We start from the raw sequence: 14,970 nt of genomic DNA on the forward strand, positions 1-14,970 counted from the left end.
CCGCGTAGCGGGTGTCTGACCCTGCGGGTCAGACACCGAACTACCGGTTTTGCTTGACTTGACGTTAACGTAAACGTCATATAATCAACCATCCCCCGTTCCAAGGAACAAACATGAACGACCTCGCCAACGCCAAGAAACTGTCCGCCGAGCCTGAGCAGGCCAAGACCGCGAACAAAGTGCGCTTTGTCACCGCCGCGTCCCTGTTCGACGGCCACGACGCCTCGATCAATATCATGCGCCGCATCCTGCAATCGCAGGGCGCCGAAGTGATCCACCTGGGCCACAACCGCTCGGTGGACGAGGTGGTCACCGCGGCCCTGACCGAAGACGTGCAAGGCATCGCCATCTCCTCCTACCAGGGCGGCCACGTCGAATACTTCAAATACATGATCGACCTGCTGCGCCAGCGCGGCGGTTCGCACATCAAGGTCTTCGGCGGCGGCGGCGGCGTGATCGTCCCGAGCGAAATCGCCGACCTGCACGAGTACGGCGTGACCCGCATCTTCTCCCCCGAAGATGGCCAGCGTATGGGCCTGGTCGGCATGATTGAGTGGATGGTGCAGCAATGCGATGTCGACCTGTCGACCTACTCCCCGACCCAGCTGGACGCGATCCGCGACGGCGAGATCGAACAGCGCCACCGCCCGCTGGCCCAGCTGATCACCGCGCTGGAAAACGGCAAGGCTTCGGACCAGCTGCGCGCCGAGCTGACCGCCGCGGCGCAAGCCATGACCGCCCCGACCCTGGGCATCACCGGCACCGGCGGCGCGGGTAAATCCTCGCTGACCGATGAACTGATCCGCCGCATTCGCCTGGACCAGGGCGATGCGCTGAACATCGCCGTGATTTCGATCGACCCGTCGCGCCGCAAGTCCGGCGGCGCCCTGCTGGGCGACCGTATCCGCATGAATGCGATCAACCCTTGGAACGGCAAGAACCGCGTCTTTATGCGCTCGTTGGCGACGCGCGAAGCCGGCTCCGAGATTTCCCAGGCCCTGCCCGACGTGATCGCAGCCTGCAAAGTGGCGGGCTTCGACCTGGTGATCGTGGAGACCTCCGGCATCGGCCAGGGCGACGCCGCGATCGTGCCGCATGTCGACGTCTCCATGTATGTGATGACGCCGGAATTCGGCGCCGCATCGCAGCTGGAAAAGATCGATATGCTGGACTTTGCCGACTTCATCGCGATCAACAAATTCGACCGCAAAGGCGCGCTGGATGCCCTGCGCGACGTGGCCAAGCAATACCAGCGCAATCGGGAAATGTGGAGCAAGCGTCCGGAGGAAATGCCGGTGTTCGGCACCCAGGCGTCCCGCTTCAACGACGACGGCGTGACCGCGCTGTATCAAGGCCTGTTGCCGGTGCTCGCAGGTAAGGGGCTGAAGACCGCCAAAGGCGTGCTGGCGCCGATGGACGTGCGTTTCAGCTCCGGCAAAAACGTGATCGTGCCGCCGGCCCGGGCGCGCTACCTGGCCGAAATCTCCGACACCGTGCGCGGCTACCACAAGAAGACGCAGGCGCAAGCCAGGCTGGCGCGCGAACGCCAGCAGCTGCAGGAATCCAAGCGCATGATGGCGGTCGCCGGCAAGCCGGTGGCCGACTTCGACGACCTGATCATCGAACGCGACCACGCCATGGACGGCGGCGCCAAGAAGCTGCTGGCCCAGTGGCCGGACCTGCAGCAAGCCTACGCCGGCGACGAATACGTCGTGAAAATCCGCGACAAGGAAATCCGCACCGGCCTGGTGCAGCACACCCTGTCCGGCACCAAGATCCGCAAGGTCTCGCTGCCGAAGTATGAAGACCACGGCGAACTGCTGCGCTGGCTGATGCTGGAAAACGTCCCGGGCTCCTACCCGTTCACGGCCGGCGTGTTCGCCTTCAAGCGTGAAGGCGAAGACCCGACCCGCATGTTCGCGGGCGAAGGCGATGCATTCCGTACCAACCGCCGCTTCAAGCTAGTGTCCACCGGCATGGATGCGAAGCGCCTGTCGACGGCGTTCGACTCCGTCACCCTGTACGGCGCCGACCCGGCGATCCGTCCCGACATCTACGGCAAGATCGGCAACTCCGGCGTGTCCATCGCGACCCTGGACGACATGAAGGTGCTGTACGACGGCTTCGACCTGTGCAACCCGAGCACCTCCGTCTCGATGACCATCAACGGCCCGGCGCCTGCCATCCTGGCGATGTTCATGAACACCGCCATCGACCAGCAGGTCGAGAAATTCGTCAACGAGAACAAGCGCCAGCCGTCCGAAGACGAGTTCCAGAAGATCAAGGACTGGGTGCTGATGAATGTGCGCGGCACCGTGCAGGCCGACATCCTGAAGGAAGACCAGGGCCAGAACACCTGCATCTTCTCGACCGAGTTCTCGCTGAAGGTGATGGGCGACATCCAGGAATACTTCGTGCACCACCAGGTGCGCAACTTCTACTCGGTGTCGATCTCCGGCTACCACATCGCCGAAGCGGGTGCGAACCCGATCTCGCAGCTGGCCTTCACGCTGTCCAACGGCTTCACCTTCGTCGAAGCCTACCTGGCGCGCGGCATGCACATCGACGATTTCGCACCGAACCTGTCGTTCTTCTTCTCCAACGGCATGGACCCGGAATACACGGTCCTGGGCCGCGTGGCGCGCCGCATCTGGGCCGTCACCATGAAAGAGAAATACGGCGCCAACGACCGTTCGCAGAAGCTGAAATACCACATCCAGACGTCCGGCCGCTCGTTGCACGCGCAGGAGATCGACTTCAACGACATCCGCACCACGCTGCAGGCGCTGATCGCGATCTACGACAACTGCAACTCGCTGCACACCAACGCCTACGACGAAGCGATCACCACGCCGACCGATGAATCGGTCCGCCGCGCGCTGGCGATCCAGCTGATCATCAACCGCGAATGGGGCCTGGCGAAGAACGAAAACCCGAACCAGGGCGCCTTCATCATCGAAGAACTGACCGACATGGTGGAAGAAGCGGTGCTGCAGGAGTTCGAACGCATCGCCGAACGCGGCGGCGTACTGGGCGCGATGGAAACCGGCTACCAGCGCGGCAAGATCCAGGAGGAATCGCTGCTGTACGAGCACAAGAAGCACGACGGCTCGCTGCCGATCATCGGCGTGAACACCTTCCGCAATCCAAAGGGTTCGGAAGCGCCGGCCACCATCGAACTGGCCCGCTCCACCGACGACGAAAAGCAATCGCAGCTGACCCGCCTGGCGGACTTCCACGCCCGCAATGCGGACGCCGCACCGGTCGCCCTGGCGGCCCTGCAAAAGGCCGCCATCGACAACGACAACGTGTTCGCCAAGCTGATGGACGCAGCCCGCGTCTGCTCGCTGGGCCAGATCACGACCGCGCTGTTCGAAGTCGGCGGCCAATACCGCCGCAATATGTAAGGGCCTGCGGCCGTGGCATATCGGGGTCAGACCCTTGGGTCTGACCCCGCTTTACCGGTTTAATGGAAGAACAGCCAAACCAGCAGCAGCACAATCCCCGGCACCCCCAGCAGCCAAGCCAAAAAATACTTCCCCATGACAGCCTCCTTGAAAAGAGTATGTCATCAGGCTAAGCGGCGCAGCGCAGCAAGTCAGTTAGCCACAGCACGTTTCTCGCGGAAAAAGTTCCACACCTCCTCCGTCGTATCCACATCATGGTTCATCTCCCCCAGCACCTTGCCCAGCAGCCAAGGTAGCTCCTCCGTCCTGGAAGACCAGGTATGCCCGCCGCCGTCGATGCGCAGGAACTCGACCTGCACGCCGCGCGGATCGCTGCCCCACACCGTGCTGAGCGCCGATGTCTTCCCCGATTTCGGGAAGCGATGGTAGATGGGGGTCTCCGGCAATCCCGCCAGCTTGCGCCATACCGCCACCGACGCTTCCGCGCTCAAGCCCGTTCCGCGCCCCCGCAGCCCCCAATTGCCGACCGCACCGCCGCCATACGGCGCAATGGAATCTTCCGTGCCATGCGTGATAAACACCGGCAAGGCCTGCGCGGGAGCCTTGCAAGCGCTATGCGCCGGCATCAAGGCGCTTTGTGCGGCAATACCGGCCAGGCGCGGCGCCAGTTCGATGCCAAGCCGGTACGCCATGCCGCCGCCATTCGAGCTGCCATACACATAGACACGCCGCGGATCGGCGCGATAGACCTTGATCGCCCTGTCGATCAAGGCCGCGATGAAGGCCACGTCGTCGGTCGGCGCGTTGGTCGTCGCGTCGCCCCGGCAATCGTTCCAGGCAAACTTCCCGTCCGCCCCCTTCACGCCCTGCGGCGCGATCACCAGCAGGTTCTCGCGCGCAGCCAGCCGCTGCCAACCATCGGACTTAAATCCCAGGAAGGCATTCTGGCCCAGCATGAATGCGGCCGTGCTGCCATGGCCATGCAACAGGATCAGCAAAGGGTGCAGATCGCCGCCAAGATCGCGCGGCTGCATCACCATGTATTGGCGTACCCCTTCCGGGGTTGGCAAGTCGCGCGCATCAATCGATTGCGCGGCAACCTGCTGCATGACCAAGCCTGCGACGGCAAATGCCGCCAGTTTTCCCAAGTTCACTATTCCCTCCTCGCGAATCGCGGTAACATTTATTATTTACCAAGATTAAGAGGGCGGCAATGGCAGTAGTACTGGGACCTATCCTGAAGTTCTGTGCTTGCGAGGACGGCAAATGGACCGTCAGCGCGCTGGTCGTCTGGACGGGCGACGCCGCGCCGGCCGTGACGGCATCGCTGCTTGCGGGCGCCGCAGCCGACGCGCGTCCCCTGGCTGCGACGTCGCGCATCCTGCGCACCCGTTTGCACAAACGCACCCTGCACACTGTCACGAGCTGGCGATTCACCATCGAACAGCATGCAACGCGCGAACTGCAAGTCCAGTACACGGTCGATGGACAAGCTTTCACCTTCGCTGTTCCCGCCCGCGACAGCGCCCCCACCAGCGCCTACACCTCCTGCAATGGCTTCTCCGACTTCAAGAAGATGAAGGATATCCCGCAGGATCCGGTCTGGAACAAGATGCACGACAACCACCTGCAGCGCCCCTACCACCTGCTGCTGATGGGCGGCGACCAGATCTACAGCGACGCCATGTGGTCCACCACCGCCCTGCACGACTGGGCCGCCGCGCCGAACGACAGGAAGCTCGCCAATAAGCCGGTCAGCAAATCGCTGCAGACGGAAATCGACGATTTCTTCTTCGGGAATTACCTGAAGGTGTGGGCTTATCCGCACGTTGCACGCATGCTGGCCACCATCCCGACCGTCATGATGTGGGACGACCATGACATCATCGATGGCTGGGGTTCTTATCCCGACCAATTCCAGCAGTCGCCCGTCTTCCAGGCCATCTACAAAGTAGCGCGCGACTATTTCCTGCTGTTCCAGCAGCACAGCATTTCGGCGGACGAGGTGCCGATGCGGCTGACGATGCAGCCCGGCTTCACCCAGGCTGCGCGCTTCGGCGACTACGGCCTCCTGGCGCTCGATTTGCGCAGCGAACGCACTCCGGATGTCGTGATGGGCGAGCAAGCGTGGCAAGCGGCCTACGGCTGGCTCGACGCGCAGCAGAACTGCAGGCACTTGCTGGTCATGTCCAGCATCCCGGTCGTGCACCCCGATTTCAGCACGCTGGAAATGCTGCTGTGCGCCCTGCCCGGCCAGCAGGAACTGGAAGACGACCTGAAAGACCATTGGCTAAGCCGCACCCACCAATGGGAACGCCTGCGCATGATCCACCGCTTGCAGGAATGGTCCCTGCGCACCGGCGGCCGCGTGACCATCCTTTCCGGCGACGTCCATGTCGGGGCCATCGGCGCCATCGAATCCAGCCAGAAGCAGTACCAGGGCAAGCCGATCACCATCCACCAGCTGACGTCGTCCGGCGTGGTGCACCCGCCACCACCGGCGATGGCGCTGTTCTACCTGGAGCATGTCGGCGACAAGGTCGAGGAGCTGGAAGGCGGCATCACCACTTCGATGTACAAGTTCCCCGGCACCTCGCACCGCTATATCGGCGCGCGCAACTACCTTAGCCTGGAACCGGACCGCGTCGAAGACGGCCGCTCACGCAACCGGCTGTGGGCCAACTGGTACGTGGAAAATGAAGCGCAACCTTACCGCCAGGCCATTCTGCCGCTGGTGGATTGATCAGCGCACAGCCTTGCAGAGGGTAGCGCCGGCATGCAGCGCCGGCTGCCACAGTTCCTGAAGGCCGGCAACCGGCTTGCCGTCGATTCGGTCCAGCAGCATCGCCGCCATCTTCGCCCCGGCCGCGCGCGCGTTGGGCTGCTCGATGGTGGCGATATCGAGGCCTGCCAGGGTGTCGGCCATGCGTCCCCAGACGACCAGCGCCATGTCGCGGCCAATCTCAATGCCCGCATCGAGCAGCGCGCCCACGGCGCCCAGTCCGGCCAGGTGGTTGTCCACCACGATCGCCGTCGGGCGCGGCGCCATGGACAGCAGCGCCTGCACGGCGCGGTAGGCGCTGCGGCGGTCGATGCAATCGTCAGCCAGGAAGCGCGGATCGACTGCCAACCCTGCGCTGGCCATCGTGGAAAGAAAACTCGCGCGGCGCTGCGCGGAACAATTCAGCGCTAGCGGCGCGCTGAGCATCGCCACACGCCGGTGGCCCAGCGCCAGCAGCCGCTCAAGCGCCATGCGGATGCCGGCCTCGTTGTCGTAATCGAACCAAGCGTAGGGAAGGTCGGTCCGGGTGCGTCCATGGGCGACAAATGGGAAGCCCGCCTTGGCGAGACAAGCGATGCGTTCATCGTGCACCAGCGTGTGGTTCACCACCAGCCCGTCGACGCGCCGGCCCCGCACTGCCTGTTCATAGGAGCGCAATTCATTGGCGGGCGAAACCGGGGCGATGATAAAGTTCATGCGCCCCCGCTCCAGGGCTTGCGCCACGTCACCCATGACTTCAAGGAAGGACGAGTCGCCCAGGCCGTCGGATTGCATCGCATAAATCGTTCCGAGCACATGGCTGCGCCCCACTGCCAGGCTGCGCGCCATGGGGTTGGCCTGGTAGCCTGCTTCGCGCGCTGCCTGCACCACACGCTGGCGCGTGACCTCGCTGACCTCGGGATAGCCGTTCAGCGCACGGCTGACGGTGGCTTTCGACATGCCGAGCCGGTCGGCGAGGATCTTCAGGTTCATAGCGAAATTATAGCGGCCGCCGAATTGGCAACACGAATCTCTGGCATTCGGCCTGATTTTGACCTAACCTGACCTAGGTGCCTGAATGGAAGGTTGCCCCAAAGGGTAGATTCGTGGTCTCTTTGAATTCTGTCAATTCTCTGCAGTCCGCCGTGACTTTTGCTGAGCGAAAGGTTCAGCAGGATCGCGACCAGGTCGCGCAAGATGAGGATCGCCTGGACTCCAGCCGCTCGCAGCTTGACCTGGACAACCAATCCCTGACCAGGGCCCAGCGCGACAGCAAGCGCGCGCAATCCGCTACGACGCCAGCGCCAGCGACACCGCGCCTCGACAGCGCCATCGAGCAGCGCATCCCCTCCCGCTTGCTACCCAAAGCGCCTACCCTGAATACCTTGGGCGAGACAATTGGCAAGCTGATCAACGTGGTAGCCTGAATCAGCCCTGGCCGCCTTCCAAGCGTGCCAGCGCCTGTTTCGCTTTGGGGTGGCCGCCTTCCGCCGCGCGCTTGTACCAGGCTTTGGCGTCGCCAAGGTCGGCTGACGTTCCCCGGCCACGCTCGAGACAGGTCGCCAGCCAATACATGGAAGTCACATCCTTACCATTTGCTGCCGCCTGCAAAAGCGCGTAAGCCCGCCGGTCATCGCTGCCTTGCTCCAGCAGCATGGCACCCAAGGCGCCCTTGGCCTTGACATGGCCTTGCGCAACAGCCTGTTCCATCCATTTGGCCGCTTCCGTCTTGTCCTGTTTGACCCCGTTGCCAAAAAACAGCATCGCACCCAGGTAAAACTGGGCGTTGGCGCTGCCTTTGACAGCAGCGGTACGGAACAGCGCGGCAGCGCCGTCAAAGTCGTTCTGCTGCAAACGCTTCATTGCCGCGTATTCTTCCGGCGGCGCGGACTCTTCAATTGTCCAGACATATTGCATCTTCTGCCAGGACTCGATGGCTTGACCACCCTCGGTCCCGGGCTTAAAGGTGCAGGTCCGCAGGCCAGCCATGGCAGCCTCGTCCAGCAAAGAAGAACCACTGGAAGCCAGCAACTTGGCATCCTTCACTTTGCCATTCGTTCCGATCAACATGGACAGGCTGACCGTTCCCGTCTCCTCGTTCCGTAGAGATTCGCGCGGCCATTCCGGCTTCCTGCAGCTGTCAAAGATCAGCACAGGGACCGTACGGTTCGGCGCCGCCGGCAACTCGGCATTTGCCGCGCCGGCGGCGACAAGCAGGCCAAAGGCCAAGACAGGAATTCTATTCATTCGGGGTGTTCGCTGGTTTGAGGGGGGCTTGTGCAGCCGCCTTTTTCGCCCACATGGCGGCTTCGTCCAGATCGACGACAGTAAAGCGTCCAACCTGAAGCTGGAAGGCAAGCGCTTTCTGCGCTTCGACATGCCCCAGTCCAGCCGCAGAACGCAACAGGCGCATGCCAAGGTCCGCGCTGATTGTCCTGTCCGGATTCCCGTAAAGGTAGCCTACGCCCATCCGAAACATCGCCGCCGCGTCGCCGCTTTCAGCTAAGACCATGTCGCGGCGCCATTTCTCCCGGTTGCCCGCTTCAGGTGCCCAGAGGAAGGCCAGGCGCGCCCATACGGGGCTTGTGCGGCCGAGTTTTGCGGGCGGGGTATATGAGCATTTGCGCAGAGCGGACTGCGACGCTTCATCGAGCCAGGCAAAGCCACTGGACTTTAGCACCAATGTTTCCAGCACCTTCCCGTCGGTGTCGACGCGAAACTTCAGTTCGGACCGGCCTTTATCGCCGCGCTCCAGGGCGCCGGCCGGCCAGACGGGCTGCTCGCACGAGGCGAAATCGATGGAGAATTGCTTTTCCGCTTCCTTGTCTACGGGTTGGGATTCTTGCGCGTACGCGGGGAAGTGCGACAGCCCGATCAGGGCCGCCAGCAGAATTTTATTCGGGGGCATGGAGGAACATAAACAGTCGATCTAATCCCCGCCACTTTACCACGCGGCAGCAAGCCAGCCGGTCGGTCGATGCTGAGTTGCCGAGGCGCCGCCGGATCACAGCTTATCGCGCCAAGACGTTGACTTGCGCCACAGGCTGCCGTACCGGTGGCATCGGCGGCATTGGCGGCAACGCCGCCTTCGGTACCGGCCACATTTTCAGGAATTGTTGATAGGGCTTCATGCCATCCTCCACCAGGCGCCTGTGGCCTGCGGTTGTGCGATATTGAGCGCTTCGCCGATCATCGGCGTCGCCAAGGCCTGGCCGCGCGCGGTGGCCAGGGCGCTAATCTGTTCGAACGGGTCGTCCCAGGCGTGCATGGCCAGGTCGAAGGTGCCGTTATGAATCGGCAGCATGACCTTGCCGCGCAGGTCGATATGGGCCTGCATGGTTTCCCTTGGCTGCATATGGACGTCCGGCCATTTCGGGTCGTAGGCGCCGGTTTCCATCAGCGTCAGGTCGAAGGGACCGAACTTGTCGCCGATTTCCTTGAAGCCCTTGAAGTAACCGGTATCGCCGCTGAAGAAGACGCGCAGGCCAGCGCTTTCGATCACCCAGGAAGCCCATAGCGTCTTGTTGCTGTCCCACAGGGTGCGGCCGGAAAAATGCTGGGCCGGGGTGGCGGTCAACTTCAGGCTGCCGGCCGTGGCCGATTCCCACCAGCCCAGCTGCCTGACCTTCTCGACCGGCACGCCCCAGGAGACCAGCGTGTCGCCCACACCCAAGGGCGCCAGGAAGTATTCGGTCTTGGCCGACAACTCGCGGACGGCCGCATAATCGAGGTGGTCGTAGTGGTTATGCGACAGGATCACGCCCTTGATCGGCGGCAGTTCGGCAATGCTGATCGGCGGCGCATGGAAGCGTGCCGGGCCGGCCCACTGTACCGGCGAGGCGCGCTTGGAAAACACGGGATCGGTCAGCCAAAACTCGCCATTCAGCTTCAGCAGAATGGTCGAATGCCCCAGACGGAACAGGGTATTGTCTTCAGCCGCCAGCAACTGGCCGCGAGTGAGTGCTTGCACCGGAAGTGCCCGCGACGGCACGGTGTCGGCCGGCTTATGGAAGGCGAAGTCCCAGAAGATCTTCAGCGCCTTGAGAAAGCCCGGCTGCCGACGCGGCGCGTCGTTCTGGTACGCGGGACGGGAATCATTGCAAATCAGGCTGGTCATGGCGAGGCTCACTCCGGTCAGGTGGATGAATTACACTACACAGTGTAGTTTCTGTTTTGGGAAAAGTAAACTACCCGGTGTAAAATATTCCTTATGAACCAACCCGACAAACTGACCGACCGCAAGCGCGCTGCCATCGTCACGGCCGCCATCGCCGAATTCCGTGCGCGCGGTTTCGAAGCCACCAGCATGGACCGCATCGCGTCCTCCGCCGGCGTCTCCAAGCGCACGGTGTACAACCATTTCCCCAGCAAGGACGAGCTGTTCGAGCACATCCTGGAAGAGCTGTGGAACTGCAGCGCCGCCGTCAACGCCACCATCTACCAGCAGGGCAAGCCGATCAAGCCCCAGCTGCAGGAGCTGATGCGGCAGAAGATGGCGATGCTGGGCGACGACTATTTCCTCGACCTGGTGCGGGTCGCCATTGCGGAAGCGATCCATGCGCCGCAGCGGGCCCGCGACACGATGGCCAAGCTGGGCAAGAAGGAGGAAGGCGTGGCGACTTTCCTGCGGGCGGCGCAGGAAGACAAGGTCTTGAAGGCCGGCGATCCGGGCTTCATGTCGCATATGCTGCAGGGACTGCTGAAGTCTTTCGCCCTGTGGCCCCAGGTAGGCCTGGGCAAGCCCTCGCTGACGCCGGCGGAACAGGAGGCGGTCATCACCGCCATCGTGGAAATGTTCCTGGCCTATTACGGCGCTAATTGAAGCGCACCGCGTACACCGGCGGCAAGGTGGTGGAAATGGTTTGCCAGTGTTCGCCGCCGTTGGTGGACAGCCAGCAGCCGCCGGTGGTGGACGCCATCAACAGCGTCTTGCCGTCGTCGGCCACCGCCAGCCCATGGCGGTACACCAGGTCGTAGCAATGATCCTGCGGCAGGCCGCCGCGCAAGGTGTCGAAGCTGGCGCCGCCGTCCCCGGTCCGGTTGACGGCCAGCGCCGCGTCCACCGGCACCCGCCGCTGGTCGGCCACGGCGGGCGCGAACCAGGCAGTGTGGCCGTCGCGCGGATGGACCGCCACCGCGAAGCCGAAGCTCGACAGCGGCGCTGTCACCTCCTCCCAGCTATCCCCGTTATTGCGCGAATGCCAGATGCCGTTATGGTGCTGGCACCACAGCACATCGGGCGCGCCGGCGCAGCGCACGATGCGGTGCGGATCCTGCACCGCGCCCACGTCCTGCATCTCGGGCGGCATATAGCGCGCCGCCATGCCCCTGGTGCGCAGCTGCCAGGTGGCGCCGCCATCGCGCGTCAGCCAGACGCCGCCGCAGGAGACGCCGACCAGCACCGCATTGCTGTCGCGCGGATCGACGCAGATGCTGTGGATGCCGGGCACGTCGTAGCCGCCGCCAAACCACTGCGTGCGCTCGGGGACGTTCCATAGCGCATCCACCAGCTGCCAGCTGTCGCCGCGGTCGTTCGACCGGAACAGGCCGCCCGGCAGGGTTCCCGCCCACAGGACGCCCGGCTGGTCCGGGCCGCCCGCCTCCAGCGACCAGATCTGCTTCAGGGTCCAGTCGATCTTGTCCGCGCTGCCGGCCGGCTTGGCCGGATAGGCGGGCACGGCAATCTCCTGCCATGCCGTGCTGCCGGCATCGCGCCGGTGCAGCTTGGCGCCGAAATGCCCCAGGTTCAGGCAGGCATAGGTGGCGCCGTCGCGCGCGTCGTGCAGCACCATCGACAGCGGATCGCCGAAGAAGGACGTGTCCGGCTCCAGCTGCCATCCACCAGGGCGGTGGGCCAGTTCGAACAAGCCTTTGCGGGTTGCCAGGAAAGCGCGGTCTGCCATGTCAACCTCCGGATAAGGCTTGCAGCACATAAATCGTCGAATCGGCCCGCAGCGGCGTGTCGAGCTCGCTGCGCCTGCCATCGATGAACACCACCACATTGGCGCGGATGCGGCCCTGCTCGTCCAGCACGTACGCCCCCAGGCGCGGGTTGGCGGCAAACGCCCCGTCCAGCGCGGCGCGCAGGGTGGCCGCCTGGGTCTCCAGGGTCGGGACCGGCAGGAAGCGGGCCAACTGCTGGGTAAAGATGATCTGGGCCATGGGAAGGCCATTCTAGCGCGCTTTGGCCTACAATAAGCCCGTGTGCATAACCGGAGCCACACATGGGTATCACCCCGCGGGAACTCGAGCTGTTGATGCATGAAGTGGAACTGGAAGACCCGATCGATTTCGCCGACCTGCCCTTCGACGAGCAGGAATTGCGCGAACTGGTGGCCAACCATCTGTGCGAGATGGCCGACGCCCTGGAGGCCTTCAGCGAAGAAGACCGCCGCCTGACCCTGCTGGCGGTGGCGGCCAAGCTGGTGCTGGAAAACCTGGTGCTGCACGTGCAGCTGCTGCGGCGCCACGGCCTGCCGCTCAACGACCAGACCGCAGCCCTGCTGTCGCGCCTGCGCAAGGGCGGCGGCGACGCTTCCGATTAAACCCGCGCGGCGGGCTGCAGCATATTGCGCGCCAGGCGCAATCCCCACTTTGCCATGCCCTGGTCCCAGGGCGTGAAGCGCGGCAACTGATACCAGTCGGCGGCGCCGCGGCTGGCACCCCAGGCAGTCGACACCGCCGCGTCGAAGCCCAGTTCCCGCACCATGGCCACGTGTTCGGGCAGGTAATCCTGGCCCGGCTTGCCGTTCGGGTAGGCGAAGGTACGCACCGGCGCGTCAAGCGCCGCTTCCAGCGCCGCCTTGCCCTGGGCGATTTCCTGCCGCGCTTCCGCCGCCGGCAGGCGCGCCAGGATCGGGTGGTTGACCGTGTGGCCGCCGATGCCCATGCCCGCCGCATGCAGCTTGCGCAGCTGGGCGCTGGTCATCATCAGGTCCTGCGGCAGGTCCACGCCGGACAGGCGCGCCAGCTTGCCCACTTCTTCCAGGCGCTGCGCCATCGGCTGGTATTTGAGCTGGCCGATCAGGGCGCCGATGGCGCTGCGGCGCTCATCCCAGTTGCCGGTCGCATGCCGGCCCAGGCCCAGCGACGTCGCATCGAACGCTCCGCCCGGTGCCCGGCGCACCGATTCGATCACGGTATCGTTCCACATGCGGCCACCGTCCAGGAAGCCGGTGGCGATGAAAAAGGTGGCGTGCAGGCCGTGCTGCTGCAGCACCGGCAGCGCCACTTCGCTGTTGTCGGCATAGCCGTCGTCGAAGGTGATGCAGGCGCTGCGGGCCGGCAGCCGGCCCTCGGCGGCGAGGCGCACCGCGTCCAGCAGGGGCAGCACATTGAAGCGCGACTTGAGCCAGCCCAGCTGGCGGTCGAACTGCGCGCGGTGCACCTCGGTTGGGAACAGCGGGTCGGGCGCCGGCAGCACGCGGTGGTAGATCAGGATCGCCGGCGCGCGGTGGCCGCCGCCCGACAGCAGGGACAGGGCGCTGCGCTCCAGCTGCCGCTTAAGCCACATGTTCCGCCTCCGTTTCCAGCGCGGCCGGCGGCTGGGCGGCGCGCTCCTTCAGGGTTTTCTGCACCAGCAGGCGGGTCGCCACCATGGTCACCATAATGTAGTAGGGCACGTCGAAGTAGGCCAGGCTGAGGAAGGCGCCGCCGACCAGGAAGCCGATCAGGCTCACCTGCAGCATGCGCACCAGCCGCAGGGCCCATTCCAGTTCGGGAACCTTGGCCGCATGCTTGATCACCCAGGCCCCGTTGCGCCAGACGATCAGGTACATCAGCAGGAACAGCAGCAGCCCGACATAGCCATGCTCGCCCAGCACCTGGAAATAGATGCTGTGCGCGGCGTGGATATCCTCCGGAATCGGCGCATAGCGGGCGAAAATCTCGCGGTTGTAGATCTGGAAGCCGCCGCCGAACAGGGGATGGTCCGCCGCCAGGTTGATCGCCATTTTCCAGGCGTTGATGCGGCCCATCGCCGAGCTGTCCTGCTCGTAGGTGTTGATGGTGTCGATGCGGTTGTGCCACTGCTCCGGCATGAACACCAGGGCCAACGGCGCCATCACCACCAGCAGCACGCCGACTTTCAGCTTGTCCTGGCTCTTCAGCCACAGGAAGCCCAGCATGGCCGCCAGCGCCAGCGCGGCGCCGCGCGAGTAGGACCCCAGGGCGGCCAGCGCGCACAGGCCGGCCGACGCCCACATGGCGCGCTTGCTCCATTTGCTGGCCAGCAGCGGCACCAGGTACAGCATCAGCGGCACCACCATGATCAGGGCCAGCGCGATTTCATTATTGCCTTCGATGAAGGTACCGGCCGGCCCCCACACCCGGTACGCCCCGGCGCTGCGGATGGTAAACAAACCGCCCTTCACGCCGTAGAATCCGAGCGAGATCACGATGATCCACACCAGCATCTCGATGTCCTTGCGCGTGCGCACCAGCATGGCCACCACCACGGTCATGCCCATGATCTTGACCACCTTGTTCAGCAGCGGCAGCGGGTCTTCCGGCCCGATGGCAAACACGGTCGACAGGCACATCCAGCCGGTAAACGCCAGCAGCGTCCAGGTCAGGCCGGTATTCGGGAACGCGATGTCCCTCGGCTTGGTCATCATCGCCAGCAGCGTCGTGCCGGCGATGATGGCGGCAAACGGCATGCTTTGCGCCCAGCCCCAGCTTTGGGTGTGCGGGTTCATCACGCTGATCCAGATCCACATCACGGCCCCGTAGAAGGGCCGTTTGAACGCAAAGGGCAGTCCGCAAACGACCAGCAGAGTAATGATTATGTCGCGCATGCCGCCT

Annotated in this window: 14 protein-coding genes; 5 read left to right on the top strand and 9 right to left on the bottom strand. The window is 64.1% G+C overall.

What is annotated here, in order from left to right:
• Positions 1 to 113 precede the first annotated feature (113 nt).
• Complete coding sequence (icmF, locus tag H597_RS0117125; protein ID WP_028103206.1) at positions 114 to 3,407, top strand: fused isobutyryl-CoA mutase/GTPase IcmF; 3,294 nt, start codon at positions 114 to 116, stop codon at positions 3,405 to 3,407.
• A gap of 191 nt (positions 3,408 to 3,598) precedes the next feature.
• Here icmF and H597_RS0117130 read toward each other — a convergent pair whose 3' ends face one another.
• A complete protein-coding gene (locus H597_RS0117130; RefSeq protein WP_229632198.1) occupies positions 3,599 to 4,561 on the bottom strand; it encodes a CE1 family esterase in 963 nt (320 codons plus the stop codon).
• A gap of 59 nt (positions 4,562 to 4,620) precedes the next feature.
• On the opposite strand from H597_RS0117130, the gene H597_RS31335 reads away from it, so the two are divergent.
• Positions 4,621 to 6,150 (top strand): alkaline phosphatase D family protein, encoded by a 1,530-nt coding sequence (locus H597_RS31335; protein WP_051293873.1) that lies wholly within the window; start codon positions 4,621 to 4,623, stop codon positions 6,148 to 6,150.
• On the opposite strand, the gene H597_RS0117140 is transcribed toward H597_RS31335, so the two are convergent.
• Positions 6,151 to 7,161, bottom strand: a complete 1,011-nt coding sequence (locus H597_RS0117140; RefSeq protein ID WP_028103208.1) for a substrate-binding domain-containing protein — start codon at positions 7,159 to 7,161, stop codon at positions 6,151 to 6,153. It abuts the gene before it with no gap.
• Between the two features lie 152 nt (positions 7,162 to 7,313).
• Between H597_RS0117140 and H597_RS0117145 the strand changes: the two genes are divergently transcribed.
• Positions 7,314 to 7,595 carry a hypothetical protein gene (locus tag H597_RS0117145; protein ID WP_051293874.1) on the top strand — a complete coding sequence of 94 codons (282 nt, stop codon included), beginning with the start codon at positions 7,314 to 7,316 and terminating at the stop codon, positions 7,593 to 7,595.
• 1 nt (position 7,596) lies between these two features.
• On the opposite strand, the gene H597_RS33380 is transcribed toward H597_RS0117145, so the two are convergent.
• The 3 genes from H597_RS33380 to H597_RS0117165 form a co-directional block, all read right to left on the bottom strand.
• Entirely contained in the window at positions 7,597 to 8,397 is an 801-nt protein-coding gene (locus H597_RS33380) for a TonB family protein (protein WP_051293875.1), read from the bottom strand.
• A 10-nt stretch (positions 8,398 to 8,407) separates the two neighbouring features.
• The gene (locus tag H597_RS35940; protein WP_051293876.1) at positions 8,408 to 9,076 is read right to left on the bottom strand and encodes an energy transducer TonB; all 669 of its coding nucleotides are present in this window, start codon (positions 9,074 to 9,076) and stop codon (positions 8,408 to 8,410) included.
• A 219-nt stretch (positions 9,077 to 9,295) separates the two neighbouring features.
• Positions 9,296 to 10,285, bottom strand: coding sequence for an MBL fold metallo-hydrolase (locus tag H597_RS0117165; RefSeq protein WP_154668147.1), 990 nt, complete (start codon positions 10,283 to 10,285; stop codon positions 9,296 to 9,298).
• Positions 10,286 to 10,378: 93 nt separating this feature from the next.
• Between H597_RS0117165 and H597_RS0117170 the strand changes: the two genes are divergently transcribed.
• A complete protein-coding gene (locus H597_RS0117170) occupies positions 10,379 to 10,990 on the top strand; it encodes a TetR/AcrR family transcriptional regulator (RefSeq protein ID WP_028103211.1) in 612 nt (203 codons plus the stop codon).
• On the opposite strand, the gene H597_RS0117175 is transcribed toward H597_RS0117170, so the two are convergent.
• Both H597_RS0117175 and H597_RS0117180 read right to left on the bottom strand, forming a co-directional pair.
• Positions 10,983 to 12,071, bottom strand: coding sequence for a WD40/YVTN/BNR-like repeat-containing protein (locus H597_RS0117175; RefSeq protein WP_028103212.1), 1,089 nt, complete (start codon positions 12,069 to 12,071; stop codon positions 10,983 to 10,985). The two genes, H597_RS0117170 and H597_RS0117175, sit on opposite strands and share 8 nt — an antisense overlap.
• A 1-nt stretch (position 12,072) precedes the next feature.
• Positions 12,073 to 12,330 carry a MoaD/ThiS family protein gene (locus tag H597_RS0117180; protein WP_028103213.1) on the bottom strand — a complete coding sequence of 86 codons (258 nt, stop codon included), beginning with the start codon at positions 12,328 to 12,330 and terminating at the stop codon, positions 12,073 to 12,075.
• 62 nt (positions 12,331 to 12,392) lie between these two features.
• On the opposite strand from H597_RS0117180, the gene H597_RS0117185 reads away from it, so the two are divergent.
• Complete coding sequence (locus H597_RS0117185; protein WP_028103214.1) at positions 12,393 to 12,713, top strand: hypothetical protein; 321 nt, start codon at positions 12,393 to 12,395, stop codon at positions 12,711 to 12,713.
• Here H597_RS0117185 and H597_RS0117190 read toward each other — a convergent pair.
• The gene (locus tag H597_RS0117190; RefSeq protein WP_028103215.1) at positions 12,710 to 13,681 is read right to left on the bottom strand and encodes a polysaccharide deacetylase family protein; all 972 of its coding nucleotides are present in this window, start codon (positions 13,679 to 13,681) and stop codon (positions 12,710 to 12,712) included. The genes H597_RS0117185 and H597_RS0117190 overlap by 4 nt on opposite strands.
• A complete protein-coding gene (locus H597_RS31355; RefSeq protein WP_051293877.1) occupies positions 13,671 to 14,963 on the bottom strand; it encodes a putative O-glycosylation ligase, exosortase A system-associated in 1,293 nt (430 codons plus the stop codon). Before H597_RS31355 ends, H597_RS0117190 begins: the two co-directional genes overlap by 11 nt.
• Positions 14,964 to 14,970 lie beyond the last annotated feature (7 nt).

Source organism: Pseudoduganella violaceinigra DSM 15887 (genome assembly GCF_000425385.1).
In the GTDB taxonomy this organism is placed as follows: domain Bacteria; phylum Pseudomonadota; class Gammaproteobacteria; order Burkholderiales; family Burkholderiaceae_D; genus Rugamonas; species Rugamonas violaceinigra.